The organism is Mesorhizobium erdmanii, from assembly GCF_013170725.1.
Classification (GTDB): Bacteria; Pseudomonadota; Alphaproteobacteria; order Rhizobiales; family Rhizobiaceae; genus Mesorhizobium; species Mesorhizobium erdmanii.
In genome coordinates this window covers 548,506-565,032 of sequence record NZ_CP033361.1, presented here as the reverse complement: position 1 = coordinate 565,032, position 16,527 = coordinate 548,506, and the positions used below count along the sequence as shown (strand labels likewise).

The 16,527-nt window shown below is 63.8% G+C and carries 18 protein-coding genes; 7 read left to right on the top strand and 11 right to left on the bottom strand.

Features of this window, described 5'->3' with window-relative positions; translation table 11 throughout:
* Positions 1–7 precede the first annotated feature (7 nt).
* The 3 genes from EB233_RS02565 to EB233_RS02555 are packed head-to-tail and all read left to right on the top strand — an operon-like array spanning position 8 to position 2,882.
* A complete protein-coding gene (locus tag EB233_RS02565) occupies positions 8–1,033 on the top strand; it encodes an ABC transporter permease (protein WP_244277704.1) in 1,026 nt (341 codons plus the stop codon).
* Positions 1,030–1,998, top strand: coding sequence for an ABC transporter permease (locus EB233_RS02560; protein WP_064990203.1), 969 nt, complete (start codon positions 1,030–1,032; stop codon positions 1,996–1,998). The genes EB233_RS02565 and EB233_RS02560 overlap by 4 nt, the downstream gene beginning before the upstream one ends.
* 2 nt (positions 1,999–2,000) lie before the next feature.
* Positions 2,001–2,882 carry an SMP-30/gluconolactonase/LRE family protein gene (locus tag EB233_RS02555; protein ID WP_064990204.1) on the top strand — a complete coding sequence of 294 codons (882 nt, stop codon included), beginning with the start codon at positions 2,001–2,003 and terminating at the stop codon, positions 2,880–2,882.
* Between the two features lie 96 nt (positions 2,883–2,978).
* Here the strand turns inward: EB233_RS02555 and EB233_RS02550 are convergent, their stop codons facing one another.
* Complete coding sequence (locus tag EB233_RS02550) at positions 2,979–3,194, bottom strand: hypothetical protein (RefSeq protein WP_027053742.1); 216 nt, start codon at positions 3,192–3,194, stop codon at positions 2,979–2,981.
* A complete protein-coding gene (locus EB233_RS02545; protein WP_064990205.1) occupies positions 3,191–3,946 on the bottom strand; it encodes a COG4280 domain-containing protein in 756 nt (251 codons plus the stop codon). The genes EB233_RS02550 and EB233_RS02545 overlap by 4 nt, the downstream gene beginning before the upstream one ends.
* A gap of 269 nt (positions 3,947–4,215) precedes the next feature.
* Between EB233_RS02545 and EB233_RS02540 the strand changes: the two genes are divergently transcribed.
* From EB233_RS02540 to EB233_RS02525, 4 genes are all read left to right on the top strand, one after another.
* The gene (locus EB233_RS02540) at positions 4,216–5,058 is read left to right on the top strand and encodes a transporter substrate-binding domain-containing protein (protein WP_244277705.1); all 843 of its coding nucleotides are present in this window, start codon (positions 4,216–4,218) and stop codon (positions 5,056–5,058) included.
* Between the two features lie 83 nt (positions 5,059–5,141).
* On the top strand, positions 5,142–5,888 hold the full coding sequence (locus EB233_RS02535) for an ABC transporter permease (protein WP_244277706.1): 747 nt from the start codon (positions 5,142–5,144) through the stop codon (positions 5,886–5,888).
* Positions 5,889–5,897: 9 nt separating this feature from the next.
* Positions 5,898–6,629: an ABC transporter permease gene (locus tag EB233_RS02530; RefSeq protein ID WP_064990702.1), complete on the top strand. Its 732-nt coding sequence runs from the start codon at positions 5,898–5,900 to the stop codon at positions 6,627–6,629.
* On the top strand, positions 6,629–7,444 hold the full coding sequence (locus tag EB233_RS02525) for an ABC transporter ATP-binding protein (RefSeq protein ID WP_051355386.1): 816 nt from the start codon (positions 6,629–6,631) through the stop codon (positions 7,442–7,444). The genes EB233_RS02530 and EB233_RS02525 overlap by 1 nt, the downstream gene beginning before the upstream one ends.
* Before the next feature lie 69 nt (positions 7,445–7,513).
* On the opposite strand, the gene phnN is transcribed toward EB233_RS02525, so the two are convergent.
* The 9 genes from phnN to EB233_RS02480 all read right to left on the bottom strand — a co-directional run bounded on the left by phnN (position 7,514) and on the right by EB233_RS02480 (position 16,489).
* Complete coding sequence (gene phnN, locus EB233_RS02520; protein ID WP_171892199.1) at positions 7,514–8,143, bottom strand: phosphonate metabolism protein/1,5-bisphosphokinase (PRPP-forming) PhnN; 630 nt, start codon at positions 8,141–8,143, stop codon at positions 7,514–7,516.
* Entirely contained in the window at positions 8,140–9,279 is a 1,140-nt protein-coding gene (locus EB233_RS02515; RefSeq protein ID WP_064990208.1) for an alpha-D-ribose 1-methylphosphonate 5-triphosphate diphosphatase, read from the bottom strand. Before EB233_RS02515 ends, phnN begins: the two co-directional genes overlap by 4 nt.
* A 36-nt stretch (positions 9,280–9,315) precedes the next feature.
* Positions 9,316–10,023, bottom strand: a complete 708-nt coding sequence (locus EB233_RS02510; RefSeq protein WP_064990209.1) for a DUF1045 domain-containing protein — start codon at positions 10,021–10,023, stop codon at positions 9,316–9,318.
* Positions 10,024–10,261: 238 nt separating this feature from the next.
* Positions 10,262–11,074, bottom strand: coding sequence for a 5-deoxy-glucuronate isomerase (gene iolB / locus EB233_RS02505; RefSeq protein WP_064990210.1), 813 nt, complete (start codon positions 11,072–11,074; stop codon positions 10,262–10,264).
* A 117-nt stretch (positions 11,075–11,191) separates the two neighbouring features.
* Complete coding sequence (locus EB233_RS02500) at positions 11,192–11,401, bottom strand: hypothetical protein (protein WP_155765368.1); 210 nt, start codon at positions 11,399–11,401, stop codon at positions 11,192–11,194.
* The gene (locus EB233_RS02495; protein WP_064990212.1) at positions 11,398–11,613 is read right to left on the bottom strand and encodes a DUF3329 domain-containing protein; all 216 of its coding nucleotides are present in this window, start codon (positions 11,611–11,613) and stop codon (positions 11,398–11,400) included. The genes EB233_RS02500 and EB233_RS02495 overlap by 4 nt, the downstream gene beginning before the upstream one ends.
* 63 nt (positions 11,614–11,676) lie before the next feature.
* Complete coding sequence (gene iolE, locus EB233_RS02490) at positions 11,677–12,594, bottom strand: myo-inosose-2 dehydratase (RefSeq protein ID WP_064990213.1); 918 nt, start codon at positions 12,592–12,594, stop codon at positions 11,677–11,679.
* A gap of 74 nt (positions 12,595–12,668) precedes the next feature.
* Positions 12,669–14,519: a 3D-(3,5/4)-trihydroxycyclohexane-1,2-dione acylhydrolase (decyclizing) gene (gene iolD, locus EB233_RS02485; RefSeq protein ID WP_064990214.1), complete on the bottom strand. Its 1,851-nt coding sequence runs from the start codon at positions 14,517–14,519 to the stop codon at positions 12,669–12,671.
* 35 nt (positions 14,520–14,554) lie between these two features.
* Positions 14,555–16,489: a bifunctional 5-dehydro-2-deoxygluconokinase/5-dehydro-2-deoxyphosphogluconate aldolase gene (locus tag EB233_RS02480; protein ID WP_064990215.1), complete on the bottom strand. Its 1,935-nt coding sequence runs from the start codon at positions 16,487–16,489 to the stop codon at positions 14,555–14,557.
* Positions 16,490–16,527: the final 38 nt, after the last annotated feature.

Below are 16,527 nucleotides of genomic sequence, written 5' to 3'. Positions count from 1 at the left end.
CATGGTGATGTCTGCTGCGGAGAGACCGTTGGAGATGGCGCAAGGGCCGGCCGAGATGAAACCCAGCAAGGTGGCCATCGATTGGCGCGGTCGCCTGCTCGACCGCGCGCCGTTTCTCGTCGCGTGCCTGATGCTGGCCTTGATCATCGGCATCTATGGCAGCCTGCAATCCGGCGTCTTCACGCTTGACGAACTCAACCTCGACACGGCGGCGGCGATGACGCTGATGCTGGCGGCGACCGGGCAGACCATCGTGCTGGTACGCGGCGGCATCGACCTGTCGATCGGCGGCATGATCAGCCTCGGCACGGTGATCGCGGCGACGCGCTTCACCGATGATCCACCGACCACTGCACTTTGGGCGTTGATCATTCTGGCGCTTGGCTTTGTCATCGGCGCACTCAATGGTTTGCTGATCTCGCTGCTGAAGCTGCAGCCCTTCCTGGTGACGCTCGCCACCTGGTCGATCCTCAACGGTGTCGCCATGATCATCCTGCCGACCGATGGCGGCAGCATTCCCGGCTGGTGGGTCGGCTTCGCCTCCGCACAACTGTTCGGTGTCACCAGCCCGGTCTGGATGCTGCTGGTGCTGGTGCTGTTCTGGTGGTGGTTCCGTGCGACCTCGATAGGCACCACCATCCAGGCAACCGGTTCCAACGAGAAATCGGCCTTCCTGTCGGGTGTCTCGATCACAAGGGTCAACCTCGTCACCTACGGCCTCTCCGGCCTGTTCGCGGCCGGTGCGGCGCTGTTCCTGGTGACGCAGACCGGCGCCGGGTCGCCGACCGTCGGCAAGGACTATATCCTGCCCTCGGTGGCGGCGGCGGTCATCGGCGGCGTCAGCCTGTTCGGCGGCCGGGGCCATCTCGCCGGCACGCTGATCGGCGCCTTCGTGCTGACCCTCATCGGCAATCTGGTCTTCGTCCTGCATGTGTCGAGCTACTGGCAGCCGGTCGCTTCCGGGGTCATCCTGCTGCTGTCGGTGCTGGCCAGTTCCGTCGCCGAGAAAGCCGCAAGGAACCGTGTCCAATGAGCGGCTTCCTCGCCCGCAACCGGCTCATCGTGCTCGCCTATGCTGGCATGGTCGTGCTGCTCCTGGTGACGGCGATGTTCTCGCCGGGCTTCCTGTCGGTCTCCAATATGCGCTCGACCGTCGTGCTGGCGGCCTTCGTCGGCATTGTCGCACTCGGCCAGACCTTCGTCATCATCGGCGGCGGCATCGACCTGTCGGTGCCCTGGGTGCTCAATTCCGCCGCCATCGTCATGGCGCTGCTTTGCGGCGGCCAGGATCTACCGCTTGTCTGGGTCATGCCGCTGCTGCTTGCCGGCGGCGCCTTCATCGGTCTTATCAACGGTGTCGGCGTCGCCCAATTCGGCGTGCCGCCGATCATCATGACGTTGGCCACCAATGTCATCCTGCAAGGGCTGATCCTGGTGCTGACCGGCGGCTCGCCGACGCCATCCGCGCCGGCCCTGATCCAGTTTCTCTCGGTCGGTCGGCTCAGCGGCTTTCCGGTCATCGCACTGATCTGGCTGGCGCTGACGCTGGTGGCGACGCTGCTGCTCTCCAAGGCGGCGTTCGGCCGCCATCTCTATGCGCTAGGCACCAGCGCCACGGTCGCCGAATTCTCCGGCGTTCCGACGGCGCGCACCACCATCCTGACCTATGTCGTCTCGGGCCTCACCGCCGCCTTCGCCGGCATGCTTTTGACCGGCTATTCCGGCCAGGCCTATCTCGGCATGGGCGACGCCTATCTGTTCACCTCGATCGCCGCGGTCGCCATTGGCGGCGCTTCGATACTCGGCGGCAGCGGCCATTATCTCGGCACCGTCGCCGGCGCCATGGTGCTGACCATTCTCACCGGTCTTTTGCCGGCGCTGAACCTGTCGAGCGGCGCGCTGCTCATCGTTTATGGCTCCGTCATCCTGCTGACCGTGTCGATCGGCAGCGAAACCTTCGCCGGGCTCGGCGGCAGGCTGCGCAGAAAAGAGGGCTGACCATGGTCGAAATTTCGTGTGTCGTCGATGCCAGGGCCGAACTCGGCGAAGGCACGCTCTGGGACCCGCGAGCTGGCGTGCTCTGGTGGATCGACATCTGGAAGAAACTGATCCACCGCTACGATCCCGCGACCGGCAAGGACGAGGTGTTCGAAGCGCCGGAATATCTCGGCTGCCTCGGCCTGCGCGAGAAGGGCGGCCTGGTGCTGACCATGACCAACGGCTTCCATTTCTTCGACCCTAAGACCGGCAGGTTCGAGGCGATCATCGATCCCGAAGCGCATATGCCGAAGACCCGCTTCAACGACGGCAAGCCGGACCGCCAGGGCCGCTTCTGGTCGGGCTCGATGTTCGAGGTGCCGGGCGAGCCGATCGAATTCATCGGCGCGCTCTACCGGCTCGATCCCGACCTTTCCGTGCACAGGATGATCGACGGCATCGGCTGCTCCAACGGCCTCGCCTGGAGCCCGGATTCCAAGACCATGTATTTCTCCGACAGCCATGCAGGGGCCGTCTGGGCCTATGATTTCGATCCCGCCAGCGGCGATATCCAGAACCGCCGCACTTTCATCGACATGACCGTCACCGGCGGTCTCGCCGATGGTGCGACGGTGGACGCCGAGGGCTGCTACTGGGTGACCATACCGGTCACCAGCAAGGTCTGCCGCTACGATCCAAGCGGCCGCCTGATGCAGACCGTGCTGCTGCCCACCGACCTGCCGACCTGCTGCGAATTTGGCGGCAAGGATCTCGACATCCTCTATGTCACCTCTGCCGTACTCAGGCGCCCGGCCAGCCACTTTGTCGGACAGAAGAACCCCGGCGGCCTGTTCGCGCTCGACGTCGGCGTCAAGGGCCTGACACTGCCCGCGTTCAAGGGCTGACGCCCTCGCTCAAACCGCCGGCATGACCAGCGGCGTTTCGACCTTGCGCATCGTTCCGGTGACGAAACGACGCTTGAGCTAGTTTGCTTGCAGGCACTACCGATTGGTGGCGCGTGCGGCGCGGCGAACGCTTTGCAACAGGATGGCGAGGCAGCCGACAAGCAGCAGCGCGCCGCCGAGTAGCGGCGGCAGGGCCAGCAGCTTCACCGCCGCCGTGACGGCGGCCACCAGCACCAGTGCCAGCAGCGCCAGATTGCCGTCATCGACGAACATGCCGAAGAATTCCGTGGCGACAAGGCGAAGGGCGTTCATCGGGCGAGCCCTCCGGCGGCCGCGGGATACGTGCTGCGCAGCCAGCGCACCATGGCAAAGGACGCCAGGGCGACGATGGCGAAGATGGCGAGCAGGGCGAGATCGGCGCCCGGCCAGTCGGCGCCGATGCCTTCGCCTGTCCAGAAAATGCCGAAGCTGGTCAGCATCAGCCCGACCACGAACTTGAGCGCATTCTCCGGCACGCGCGCCAGCGGCCGGTGGACCGCCAGGCCGACAAGCATCACCAGGATGAAGGCCGCCAGCGCGCCCAGGCTGGCATAGAGCGTCTGCCCGTGCGCCGAGCCAACGGCAATCACGATGAACACCACCTCGACGCCCTCTAGCAGCACCGCCTTGAACGACGCCAGCCCGGCCAGGTAGTCGGCGCGGCGGTCCTTGGCCTGCCGGCGCAAGACGGCGGTCTCCTCGAAAAAGGCCGCCTCCTCGTCATGCAGGGCGATGACGCCGACGCTGCGCAGGATGGCCTTTCGCAGCCAGCGCATGCCGAACAGGATCAGCAGCACGCCGACGACGAACTGCAGCGTGGTGATCGGCACCAGCGCCAGCAACGGTCCGAATGCCAGCACCAGCGCCGCCAACACTGCCAGCGCCAAGGCGGCACCCGTCAGCGCCGGGGCCCAGCTGCGCGTCACGCCGACCGCAAGCACGATGGTGAAGGCTTCGACGACCTCGACGAACGAGGCCAGGAATGCCGCCGTGACTGTCGAGAGGATGGGTGTCAGAGTTTGCATTGAGGGTTCCTGCGCTGTCTTGCTCGACCATGGTCTTTTTGGCCGGTTATTTCTACCTTCGGCATTGCTCTCGGCGATCTCGAAGCGTTCGTCGCGGACCTGACGATGCGCGTGACGGCCCCGTTGGCGCCGGCAGGCCCGGCACTTCGACGCGGTCTTCACAAACCGTTGAAGCGCGCGGGCGGCAGATAACAGCCCTTGTCGGAAAATTGGGGCTGGGCTAAGCAATTAACATCACATGCTACAAGAATAGAAAAATGGGGGATATTGTGAAATCATCACGTTGGATTGCACTCGCCGCGCTGGCGCTGACCTGTTCGACCCCGGCGATGGCCAAGGACTGGAAAACCGTCACCGTGGCCATGGAGGGCTCCTATGCCCCCTGGAACCAGACGGATGCCAGCGGCAAGATCGTCGGGTTCGAAGTAGACATACTCAATGACGTTTGCGCCCGCGCCAAGCTCGAATGCAACATCGTGGCGCAGGATTGGGACGGCGTTGTCCCCGGCCTGACAGCAGGCAAGTTCGACATTGTGATGGATGGCATGTCGATCACAGAGGAGCGCATGAAGACGATCGACTTCTCGATCCCCTACGCCTCTTCTCCGGTGGCCTTCCTCGCAGACAAGAATGGCCCGCTGGCGCAGCTGTCCAACAGCGGCAAGATGATCGATCTTTCGAAGGACGATGCCGAATCCAAGGCAGCGCTCGACACGCTGCGCAAGGAACTCACCGGCAAAAATGTCGGCTTGCAGGTGTCGACCACGGAGGCGACTTTTGCCGACAAATATCTCAAGGATGTCGCCAACGTCCATGAATACAAGACCACCGACGAGCATGACCTCGATCTGATGGCGGGCCGCATCGACGTGGCTTTTGCCGACACCACCTACTTCCTCGGCACGTTGGCCAAGCCCGATGCCAAGGACCTGGAATTCGTCGGACCGCAGTTCAAGGGTGGCCCGATCCTGGGACCGGGTATCGGCGCTGCTTTCCGCAAGACCGACAAGGACCTGCAGGACATCTACAACAAGGCCCTCAAGGCAGCCCTCGATGACGGCTCGGTATCCAAGTACAGCATGCAATGGTTCAAGATCGACATCACCAAGTGATGTCGCAACGGGAGCAGCCAAGGCTGCTCCCGTTTTTACATTGAGGTGAGCACCCGCATCTCGACGCCCGGAGGGAGGCGTACTTGGAGTTTCTGAGCAATCTGCAGGAGCAGCTGTCGACGGCTTATGATCTCCTGGCTGCCGGCTGGGGCGTGCAATTGCTCTGGGGCATCGGATGGACCCTGGCGGTGACCACGGTCTCGATGGCCATCGGCGCCTTGCTGGGATCACTGGTGGCGGCGGCCAAGCTTTCGCATCGCGCCGGGCTGAGATTCCTCGGCGAGAGCTACACCACCGTGTTCCGCGGTGAGCCGGAACTTCTGGTAATCTATCTTTTCTACTATGGCGGCACGCAAATCCTGACGGGTGTCGCGAGGTCCACCGGATCGATAGGGTCGACCGATATTTTGAACATGCCGAGCTTCCTTGGCGGCGTTCTCGCGGTCGGCATCATTTCGGGCGCATATCAGGCCGAGGTTTTCCGCGGATCGTTCCTGGCTATCCATCGCGGCGAACTGGAGGCGGCTCGCGCCTATGGCATGTCGGCCTGGCTGCGTTTTCGCCTGGTGATCATGCCGCAGGTGTTGCGTCTGGCGGTGCCGGGGCTGGGCAATGTGTGGCAGCTGACGATCAAGGATTCGGCGCTGATCTCGGTCACCGGCGTTGCCGAGCTGATGCTGACCGCCAACAAAGCCGCGCGTTCAACACACCATTCGCTGCTTTTCTACACCGTCGCCGGCATTCTCTACCTCGTGATGACGTCGATCTCGACGCCGATCTTCGACAAGGCCGAGCGTTACACCTCACGCAGCTTTCTGCGTCCGAAATAAGAGGTGGAAGTGGATTACAACTTCTACCTTTCAACCATGTGGAGCGTGCTGAAGGCACTGCCGCTGACGCTTGAGATCTGGTTCTTCGGCATCGCTTTCGGCCTCATCATTGCCACCGGCCTGACCTGGCTGCGGGCGTCGGGCTATAGGCTCGGCGAATATGTCACCCGCGCCTATGTCTTCGTCTTTCGCGGCTCGCCGCTGCTGGTGCAGCTCTATCTGATCTATTTCGGGCTCTCTCAGTTCGATTTTGTTCGCCACAGCCCGGTCCTGTGGCCGATTCTGCGCGATCCGATGTATTGCACCATCGTCGCCATGGCCCTGAACACGGCCGCCTATGAGAGCGAGATTTTCCGCGGTGCGCTGCGGGCGGTGCCGGTCGGCCAGATCGAGGCGGCCAAGGCGTTCGGCATGTCGGCTTTCACCCGTTTCCGCCTCGTCACGCTGCCGATTGCGTTGCGGCTGGCGCTGCCGGCCTATTCGACCGAGATCATCCTGATGACCAAGGCGACCGCGCTCGCTTCCGTGGTGACGATCATGGAGATGATGGGAACGGCGCAAAAAATCCAGCACGATACGTTCCGACCGATCGAGGTGCTGACCTGCGCCGGCGTCATCTATCTATTGCTCAACCTGTCGATCGCGCGGCTGTTCGCCTGGGTCGAGTACCGGCTTTCGCCGCATCTGCGTCCCGCGCCCGAACAGTCCCAGCAAATCAAGCCCATTCCGGAGGTGTTGTGATGCCGGCAAATCTTGCCGCTGCCGCGAAAGCGGCGCCGTCCTCCGATGAGACACCGGCCATCAGCGTCAAGGACCTGCGCAAATGCTTCGGCGATCATGAGGTGCTCAAGGGCATTTCGCTCGAGGCCCACAAGGGTGACGTCATTTCCATCCTTGGCTCGTCGGGCTCCGGTAAAAGCACGATGCTGCGTTGTATCAACCTCCTGGAGACCCCCGACTCGGGCGAAGTACGTGTCGACGGCGAACTCATCAAGATGAAACCGGGACCAAACGGCAACCAGGTGCCGGCCGATATCCGCCAGGTGGAGCGGATTCGCGCCAACCTCGCCATGGTTTTCCAGAGCTTCAATCTTTGGTCGCACATGACGGTGCTCGAGAACCTTGTCGCGGCGCCGACGCATGTGTTGAAGCGGCCGCGCGCCGAATGCGTGGAACAGGCCGAGGAGTTGCTAAAGCGCGTCGGCATCTGGGAGCGCCGCAACTATTACCCGCCTCACATGTCCGGAGGCCAGCAGCAGCGCGCCGCGATAGCGCGTGCCCTGGCGATGAATCCCAAGGTGATGCTGTTTGACGAGCCGACCTCCGCACTTGATCCGGAACTGGTTGGCGAGGTGCTGCGGGTCATGCGCTCGCTCGCGGAAGAAGGTCGCACCATGTTGGTCGTGACGCATGAAATGGGGTTTGCCCGCGACGTGTCGAGCAAGGTGATGTTCCTTCACAAGGGCGAGGTGGATTCGCTGGGCGAACCAAAGGAAATGTTCGCCAGGCCACCGACGCAGCAGTTCAAGCAGTTTATCACGAACTTCAACAAGTGATGCATCGGCGTCCACGAAGCCCGGGCGGAACCCCCTCGCGAAGAAGGCGACCTTCCGCGTAGCTACGCGCTAGATGAGACCCGACATGTCGGAGAAGGCCATTGCCTTGCGCAGCAACTCGGCGAAGCGCTCGCCGGCCACTTCGCGCGAGCCGCTATTGTCGATCGTGGTGACGCCGGGCCCGGACAGTGTGACGTTGGCACTGCGCGCCAGCCGCGCCAGCACTTCGCCGCGCGACTCGCGGCCGCGCATCGCCAGCCGTTCGGCCAGCACGTCATGCGAGGCGGTGATCTCGACGACGGCCAGATTGGCATAGCGCTCGCGCAAGGAGGGGATGATCGCGCGCGATACGTTCGCCACGGCGACATGGCCATTGGCGACCGACCAGTCGACATCGGCGGGCAGGCCATAGCGCAGGCCGTGCGCTTCCCAGGAGATGGCGAAGGCGCCGTCGGCCTCGGCCTCGACGAAGGCGGCATCGGCCAGCGTGTCGTGATCCTCGCTCGCGGCATCGCTCGGCCTGGTGATGACGCGACGGACGAACTCCAGCCGGCTCTCGTAGGCGAACAGCGCGCGGGCGTAGCCGATCACCGTGTCCTTGCCGGCGCCGCTGGGTCCCACCACGGCGACGAAGACGCCATGGCGGATCGGGAACGTTTCGGCGGACAATTCACGCTCGATCAAGGCCGACACCATCACGCGACCCGGCGCCCTTGCCGCCAGACGGTGCGCACCACCGGCACATGGTCGTCGACGCGCACGCGCACCAGGTCGGCGCGGCGGCCCTGCTCGATGATGCCGCGGTCGTCGAGGCCGACGGCTTCGGCCGGGTTCTTCGAAACCATGGCCACCGCCTGAGGCAGCGAAATGCCTTCGACCATATCGCCGAGGAAGAAGGCGGACTGGATCAGGCTGAAGGGAATATAGTCCGAGGACAGGATGTCGAGAAGCCCGTCACTGGCCAGCGTGCGCGCCGAGACATTGCCCGAATGTGATGCGCCGCGCATGACATTGGGCGCGCCCATCAGCACGCCCAGGCCCGCGGCCTTCGAAGCCCGCGCCGCTTCCTCGGTCGTCGGAAACTCGGCGACGCGCACGCCTTGCTCGATCGCCTCGTCGACATGGCCCGATGTGGCGTCGTCATGGCTGGCCAGCACGATGCCGCGCTCGTGGCAGGCGGCTGATATCACCGCGCGGTTCGGCGCCGAATTGCGCGCCGATTCCGCCATCCGCTTCTCGCAGAACAGTTTGAAGTCGCGGTCGGTCAGCTTCAGCTTGCGCTGGTAATAATAGGCATAGGTTTCGAGATTGACGAACTGGCGCTGGCCCGGCGCATGGTCCATCAGCGATGCCAGCTTGACCCGCTCGTCCGCGTCGAAATTGGCGAAGGCCTGCAGGCAGTCCGGCGCCGAAACCTCGCAGCGCAGATGCAGGAAGTGATCGGCACGCAGGCGATCCTGCCGGACACTGTCCTCGATCGCGTCGGCCAATTTGCGGATGTCGGCGGAAGTGAGGTCGGCGTCCTCGTCCATGCCGACGCGCAAGGCGTCGAGCACGGTGGTGATGCCAGCGGTCGCGACCTGCGCGTCATGGGCAAGCACGGCGGCGATGGGGTTCCAGCGCACCTTCGGCCGTGGCGCATAGTGACCTTCCAGATGATCTGTATGCAGTTCGACCAAGCCGGGGATGACATAGTCGCCACCCATGTCCTCGCCAGTGCGGCTGCTGCCCGCATCGATGCCGGCGATGAAGCCGTCACGCAACACCAGCGACCCCTCGACGATCTCGTCGGCAAGCACGATTCGGGCGTTGGAAAGAACGGTCTCGGCGGTCATCTCAAGCAGTCCTTGGTTCTTCGGGCAGGGGTGTGGTCAGGCGATTTTTCTGGCCGGGCGGCGTCCCAGCGCGTGCTGAGAAAGCACCATGAACGGTGCGCCGGGTTCGGTTTCGACGAACAGTGTCAGCGCGTCCACCAGCACCGGCTGCCGCAGCATTTCGGCGAACAGGCTGTCGATTGCTGCGCGCAGACGAGGGCTTTCCTGTGGCCCGGCCCGGCCCGACAGCGTCATATGGAAGCGGAAGGTCTCGAAGACATAGGGGTAACCCCACTGGCAGAGGTTGCGGAACTCGGCCGGCTTCAGCGAATCCGGGCTGCGCCGTTCGATCTCGGCTTCGGTCAGCGGCGCGCGAAACCGGTCGAAATCGCGCACGACGTCATCGGCGAAGCGGTTGAGCGGCGGCAACGGCCCCTCCGGCACCAGCGCGAAGAAGCTGTCGATCTGGCTGACGACAAGACGCGGGATCGTCACCACCGGTGTCGCCTCGGCAAAATGGTCGAGTGCGGCGCGCAGCGAGGTCTCCGTCTCGTTGGCAGCGAGGCGGAAGGGGGCCTTGAGCGTCGCATGGAAGCCATAGCGGCGCGCCGAAGCGGTGTGGAACGCGACTTCCGCCGGCGACAGATCGGCCACGGCCTCGACCGGCTTTGTCGGCGCGCCGAACGGGTCGCGGCCTAGCCAGTTGGCGGCGATCCGCGCCAGCGGTTCATCCTGCCTGGGAGTGAAATAGATGGCGTAACGCATCGGGAAGTCCTCGTTAAAGCGCGCCGCGGCGCGCTTTAAGTCTTCATTTTGTGCATGTCGTTGTCTCAAAACCGCTGCACAATTTTGGGCGACATGCACTAAGCTCCGCTGCCATAGGTGATTTCCATGACGGATTGACGAAGCTTGGCGGGTTTTCGATGGCAAATCGACCCCGTCGGTCCTTAGCCGACGATTTTTCCCAGCTGGACCAACAAATTCAGCCCGAATCCCGGAACGGTCAGGCCTTCATCAACCATTCGTGCTCGGGCGCATTGTGGAATTTCCACGTCCGCTTCGGCCCGGCCATGACATTGAGATAATAGAGGTCGTAGCCGTGGCAGGCGGCGCAGGGGTGATAGCCCTTGGGCACCAGCACGACATCGCCATCCTCGATCGCCATGGCTTCGTCGAGCGCGCGATGTCCATTTTTGTCAGCGTCGGTGTAGACGCGCTGGAAGGCAAAGCCCTGCGGTGGGTTCAGGCGATGGTAATAGGTCTCCTCGAGATAGGATTCGGCAGGCAGATTGTCCTGGTCATGCTTGTGCGGCGGATAACTCGATGTGTGGCCACCCGGCGTGATGACCTCGACCACCAGCAGCGAGTCGGCCGGCTTGCCTTCCGGCAGGATGTTGGTGACATAGCGCGTGTTGGTGCCCTTGCCGCGCACTTCCTGGCCAAGATCGTCGGGGCCGATCACCCGAACCGGCAGCCCGCCGCCGAGACCGGGCGCCGAGCATACGGCCAGTTCCAGTTCGGTATCGGCCGTCACCGACCAGTCCGATTCCTCGGGCACATAGACCGACCACGGCTTGCCTTCGAAGGGCGACATGCGTTCGCCGAGCAGGCCAAGATCCTCGCCGCCGGCCTTCGCATTGCCCTTGCCGGTGACGAATACGAGACAGACCTCGCGATCCCCAGTCTTGCCGGATGCCGTCTCGCCGGGCTTCAGCCGGTGCAGGTCGAAACCGACATAGGTCCAGCCAGCGCTTTTCGGCGTGACGTGGGCAACGCGGCCATGGCCCTTGTCGGCTTTGACGAGCAGTTTCGACATTTTTGTCTCTCCTATCGCAATCCTTCGGCGTCGGCCGAAGCCTCCCAACTTCGTCATCCTAGGGCGAAGCAGGAGCGAAGCTCCGTCGCGAAGACCCTAGGATCCATTCCGTGACCATCAATCGAGGCGCAGCGGCACAAAATTCTGCACCATAGCGGCGCCCACCGGGCACGGCATGGATCCTAGGGTCTGCGCCGCGTCGCTGCGCTCCTTGCTCCGCCCTAGGATGACGAAGCGAGGAGCGTTGCGGCCAATCGCCGACGTATGCGATTCGCCATGTGTCGAATGTTCGATCCGCATGCCCTGCTGCGCCACCTGTCCCTTCATTCCTTCGTCTCGTCAGGCCTCGCCTCGTTCTGCTCGGCCGGCTTGTAGAGGTAGAAGAACTGCCACACAGCATATCCGGCGAAGCCGAGCGCGATGACACCCCAGAACGGCGTGCCGGTGGCGAACTCGATCCCCGACCAGATCACGCAGACGGCGACAACGGTCACCCGCCGCCACAGCGGCCGGAAGAAGGGGTGCTCATAGTCTTTCATCGCGCCATCCGGGTTCAGCAGACCTGACTTCAGATAGACCGCGCGTGGCGGCGAATCCAGCCTTCAGGCATTCGGGAAGCCCTGCGTCTCCACCGTGTAACCGGCAGCCGTCATCACCCGCATCAATTCCTTGTGGCCAACCTGCGCCATCTTCAGCGGCGGGTTCTTCTTCGGGTCCTGCTCGGCCTCGACCACGAACCAGCCCTCATAGCCATGGTCGGCGAAGCGCTGCACGATGGCGCCGAAATCCAGCGAGCCGTCGCCCGGCACGGTGAAGGCGCCGAGCGCCACGGCGTCAAGGAAGGACTGTTTCGTGCGATCGAGCTTGTCGATCACAGCCATGCGGACATCCTTCACATGGACATGGCTGATGCGCTTGTGATGGTTGTCGATGGCGCGCAGCACGTCGCCACCGGCAAAGGCGAGATGCCCGGCATCGAGCAGCAGCGGAATGCCTTCACCGGAATGGCGCATGAAGGCATCGAGCTCCGGCTCGGTCTCGACCACCGCCGCCATATGGTGATGGTAGGAAAGCGGCATGCCTTGCTCGGCGCACCATTCGCCGAACTCGGTCAGGCGCCGGCCATAGGCCTTCATCTCGTCGCTGGACAGTTTCGGCTTGGTGGCCAGCGGCTTCGAACGATCGCCCTGGATCGAGCGGCCGACTTCGCCATAGACGATGCAAGGCGCGTTCACCGCCTTGAACAGGTCGATCATCGGCTGGATGCGATCCTTGTTCTTGCTCATCTCCTCATCGACCAGGGTGCCCGAGAACCAGCCGCCGCACAGCGTCACGTCGACGGCCTTGAGAATCGGCAGCATGACGGCGGGATCGTTGGGGAAACGCCGCCCCATCTCCATGCCGGTGAAGCCGGCCGAACGCGACTGGCGCAGGCACTCCTCCAGCGACACGTCATCGCTCAGTTCCGCAAGATCGTCGTTCCACCATGCGATGGGGGACATGCCCAGTTTGGCTTTCAAGTCGTCACTCCAGTTTCGTGTTTACCCTCCCCCTTGTGGGGGGTCCTAAGCGAGAGGGCAGCGCCAACTTAGCATCAATCGCCAACGCTCTGCATCTGACGCTTCTCGTCATAGGCCTTGCGCGCCGCGTTGACCTGCGGCCGCGCCGAGACTTCCGGCACCGCCACATCCCACCAATGGCCGCCGGCATCGGTGGAGACCAGCGGGTCGGTGTCGATGACCAGCACAGTTGTGCGGTCGTTCGTCTTCGCCTTCTGCAGCGCGCTTTCCAGCCCGGCGATCGACGGCACTTTCTCGGCGATCGCGCCCATGCTCGCCGCATGCGCCGCGAAGTCGATGTCGGGCAGGATCTCGTGGCGCGCGTCCTTCAGGAGATTGTTGAAGTTGGCGCCGCCGGTCGCCATCTGCAGCCGGTTGATGCAACCATAGCCACGGTTGTCGAGCAGCACGATGGTCAGCTTCAAACCGAGCATCACCGAGGTGGCGATTTCGGAGTTCATCATCAGATAGGAGCCATCGCCGATCATCACGACGACCTCCTGGTCTGGTTTGGCCATCTTGGCGCCGAGCCCGCCGGCAATCTCGTAACCCATGGTCGAGAAGCCGTATTCGCCATGGTACGAACCGGGCGCGCCCGCCTGCCAGAGCTTGTGCAGTTCGCCCGGGAGGCCGCCGGAGGCATTCAGCAGCGTCACACTGGCGCCCATCGCCCGCTGCACCGCGCCGATCACCTGCGCGTCGGAAGGGAACGCCGCATTGGTCGAGGCCGTCACCTTGGCCGCCTCGGCCTGCCATTCTTTCTTGCCCTTGGCGGCATTGGCGGTCCAGGCGGAAGGCGCTTTCCAGCCGTTCAGCGCCGCGCCGAGTTCAGTCAACCCTTCGGCCGCATCGGCGACCAGCGGCAGCGCCCTGTGCTTGCCGGCATCGAATGGCTGTACGTTGAGCCCTATGATGGTCTTGCCGGAATTCTTGAACAGCGCCCACGAGCCGGTGGTGAAATCCTGCAGGCGCGTGCCGATGGCAAGCACGACATCGGCTTCCTCGGCCAGCCGATTGGCGGCCGAAGTGCCGGTGACGCCGACCGCCGCCATGTTGAGCGGATGATCGTCCGGCAGCGAGGATTTGCCGCCTTGCGTCTCGCAGACCGGAATGCCTTGGCAGTCCGCGAACCCTGCCAGTTCTTCCCACGCCTGCGAATACAGTACGCCACCACCCGCAATAATCAGCGGCTTCTTGGCGCCCTTGAGCGCCGCGACGGCAGCCGCCAGTTCCTTGCGATCGGGACGTGTCCGGCGCTGGTGCCAGACGCGTTCGGCGAAAAAGCTCTCGGGATAGTCATAGGCCTCGGCCTGCACGTCCTGACAGAGCGACAACGTCACCGGGCCGCAATCGGCGGGATCGGTCAGCACCTGCATGGCGCGATTGAGCGCCGGGATGATCTGCTCCGGCCGCGTGATGCGGTCGAAATAACGCGACACCGGCCTGAAGCAGTCATTGACCGTCGCCGTGCCGTCGGAAAAGTCCTCGGCCTGCTGCAAAACCGGATCCGGGATGCGGTTGGCAAAGACATCGCCCGGTAAAAACAGCACCGGCAAGCGGTTGACATGCGCGAGTGCGGCGGCCGTCACCATGTTGAGCGCGCCGGGGCCGATCGAAGAGGTCGCGGCCATGAAGCGGTGGCGGAAATTGGCCTTGGCGTAGGCGATCGCCGCATGCGCCATCGCCTGCTCGTTGTGGGCACGGAAGGTCGGCAATTCGTCGCGCACCTGGTAGAGCGCCTCGCCGATGCCGGCGACGTTGCCATGGCCGAAGATCGCCCAGACGCCGCCAAAGATCGGGACTTTCTTACCGTGGATCTCGGTCATCTGGCGGCTGAGGAAGCGGGTCAGCGCCTGCGCCATAGTCAGGCGGATTGTCTTGCTCATGATAGGTTCCTCCGCAGTCCTTTTGCCGCGCCTTCTTATGCTGCTTTACGGCCACGCGCGGCAAGCCACGCTTCGGTCAGCTGTTCGAACCGTGACGCCATGTCGGCGACAGCCTCGTCATCCGACATCCTGCCGGCCAGCCATTGTTCGGCCGCATGGACGAAGATGGTGCGGCCGACGGCAAAGCCCTTGACGATCGGCGCCTTGGCGGTGGCGGCGAAGGCGGCCTCCAACTCGTCCTGCGGCGCTTCCAGCCCGAGCAGCACGACGCCACGGCACCAGGGATCGTGCTTCAGGATGACGGCTTCGATCTTGGCCCAGGCACCGCTCGACGCCTGCGGTTCGAGCTTCCACCAATCCGGCTTGATGCCAAGCGCATAGAGCTCTTCCAGCGCGCGCGGAATGGTCGTGTCGTCGAGCTTGCCGTTCTTGCCGGCGATGATTTCGACGAGAAGTTCCCGGCCGACTTTGCGCGCTGCCTCGAACAGCGAGCGTAGCTTCTGCTGCTGCTCTTCCTTGAGATCAGCCGGATCGTCGGGATGGTAGAAGCACAGGCATTTGATGCAGTGGTCGACGGGCCATTCGACGAGCTGCGAGCCGATGTCCTGCGAGAATTCGAAGCGCAGCGGCCTCGATCCCGGCAGCTCCACCGGTCGTCCAAGCCAGGCGAACGAATGCCTGGCGAATTCGAACATCGCCGCACGTCCATGCTTTTCGTCGATCAGCATGCCGTAGCCGTCGCGGCCAGCGGCGACCTTCGCGGCGGCCTTGACCGCCAGCACCTTGAAATCGCGGATGCGCGCCGGATCGGCGCCGGCTTTCGCCGCCACGTCCTCGAGTTGCACGCGATGGTCGCAGGCGAGCGCCATCAGCGAAGGAATGTCGCGCCGGCGGGTGGTCGCCCAATGGATGTGGTTGATCGCCTCATCCTTGCGCAGTGCCCGATGCTTGCTGCCGTTCCTGAGGAAGAACCGCAACTCCTCGAAGGTCGGATATTCCGGCGCGCACAGCAGCCGCGACACCGCGAAGGCGCCGCAGGCATTGGCCCAGGTCGCCGCCGTCGCGTGGTCTTCGCCGCCCAGCCAGCCGCGCAGGAAGCCCGACATGAAGGCGTCGCCGGCGCCCAGCACATTGTAGATCTCGATCGGAAAACCCTTGCCGACGACACCGTCCTCGAGATCGTCGCTGATAGGTCCGTCATAGACGATGCAGCCCATGGCGCCGCGCTTCAAGACGATGGTGGCCGGCGACAGCGCACGGATCGTCTTCAGCGCGCTCAGGCAATCATCGGCGCCCGAGGCGATCATGATCTCCTCCTCGGTGCCGACGATGAGATCGCAATCGGGCAGCACCGTCTTCAACTGGGCCGAAACCCGATCGGATTTGACATAGCGCTCGAAGCCCTCGGCATGGCCGGCGAGGCCCCACAAATTGGGCCGGTAGTCGATGTCGAATACCACCTTGCCGCCCTTGGCCTTCATGATGCGAATCGCCTTGCGCTGCGCGGCGTCGCTATTGGGCCGCGAAAAGTGCGTGCCGGTGACGACGATCGAGCGGGCCGAGGCGATGAAGGCCTCGTCGATATCCTCCGGCGCCAGCGCCATGTCGGCGCAGTCGCTGCGATAGAAGATCATTGGCGAAATGCCTTCGCTCTCGACCGACAGCAGCACCAGCGCCGTCAACCGTTCCTTGTCGGTCTTCAGCCCGTCGGTGTTGACGCCTTCGCGCTTGAGCTGTTCGCGGATGAAGCGGCCCATCTGCTCGTCGCCGACGCGCGTCAGCAGCGCCGAGCGCAGGCCGAGCCTGGCCGTGCCGACCGAAATGTTGGCTGGGCAGCCACCGACCGACTTGGCGAAGGAGGTGATGTCCTCGAGCCGCGAGCCGATCTGCTGGCCATAAAGGTCGACGGAAGCGCGACCGATGGTGATGACGTCGAGCTGCGCCTGTTTGGCGTCCACGGCTTCGCTCATTGGAACCTCCCGTCAGTCTTGTTGTCAGGAACAACATT

Bases quoted from the DNA above. Each gene is read 5' to 3' on its own strand.
- EB233_RS02525 (WP_051355386.1), top strand. From the start codon at position 6,629: ATGCCGGCAAATCTTGCCGCTGCCGCGAAAGCGGCGCCGTCCTCCGAT.
- EB233_RS02545 (WP_064990205.1), bottom strand. From the start codon at position 3,946: ATGCAAACTCTGACACCCATCCTCTCGACAGTCACGGCGGCATTCCTG.
- EB233_RS02480 (WP_064990215.1), bottom strand. From the start codon at position 16,489: ATGAGCGAAGCCGTGGACGCCAAACAGGCGCAGCTCGACGTCATCACC.
- EB233_RS02560 (WP_064990203.1), top strand. From the start codon at position 1,030: ATGAGCGGCTTCCTCGCCCGCAACCGGCTCATCGTGCTCGCCTATGCT.
- EB233_RS02515 (WP_064990208.1), bottom strand. From the start codon at position 9,279: ATGACCGCCGAGACCGTTCTTTCCAACGCCCGAATCGTGCTTGCCGAC.
- iolB (WP_064990210.1), bottom strand. From the start codon at position 11,074: ATGTCGAAACTGCTCGTCAAAGCCGACAAGGGCCATGGCCGCGTTGCC.
- EB233_RS02565 (WP_244277704.1), top strand. From the start codon at position 8: ATGTCTGCTGCGGAGAGACCGTTGGAGATGGCGCAAGGGCCGGCCGAG.
- EB233_RS02495 (WP_064990212.1), bottom strand. From the start codon at position 11,613: ATGAAAGACTATGAGCACCCCTTCTTCCGGCCGCTGTGGCGGCGGGTG.
- EB233_RS02550 (WP_027053742.1), bottom strand. From the start codon at position 3,194: ATGAACGCCCTTCGCCTTGTCGCCACGGAATTCTTCGGCATGTTCGTC.
- EB233_RS02500 (WP_155765368.1), bottom strand. From the start codon at position 11,401: ATGAAGGGACAGGTGGCGCAGCAGGGCATGCGGATCGAACATTCGACA.
- iolD (WP_064990214.1), bottom strand. From the start codon at position 14,519: ATGAGCAAGACAATCCGCCTGACTATGGCGCAGGCGCTGACCCGCTTC.
- EB233_RS02555 (WP_064990204.1), top strand. From the start codon at position 2,001: ATGGTCGAAATTTCGTGTGTCGTCGATGCCAGGGCCGAACTCGGCGAA.
- EB233_RS02510 (WP_064990209.1), bottom strand. From the start codon at position 10,023: ATGCGTTACGCCATCTATTTCACTCCCAGGCAGGATGAACCGCTGGCG.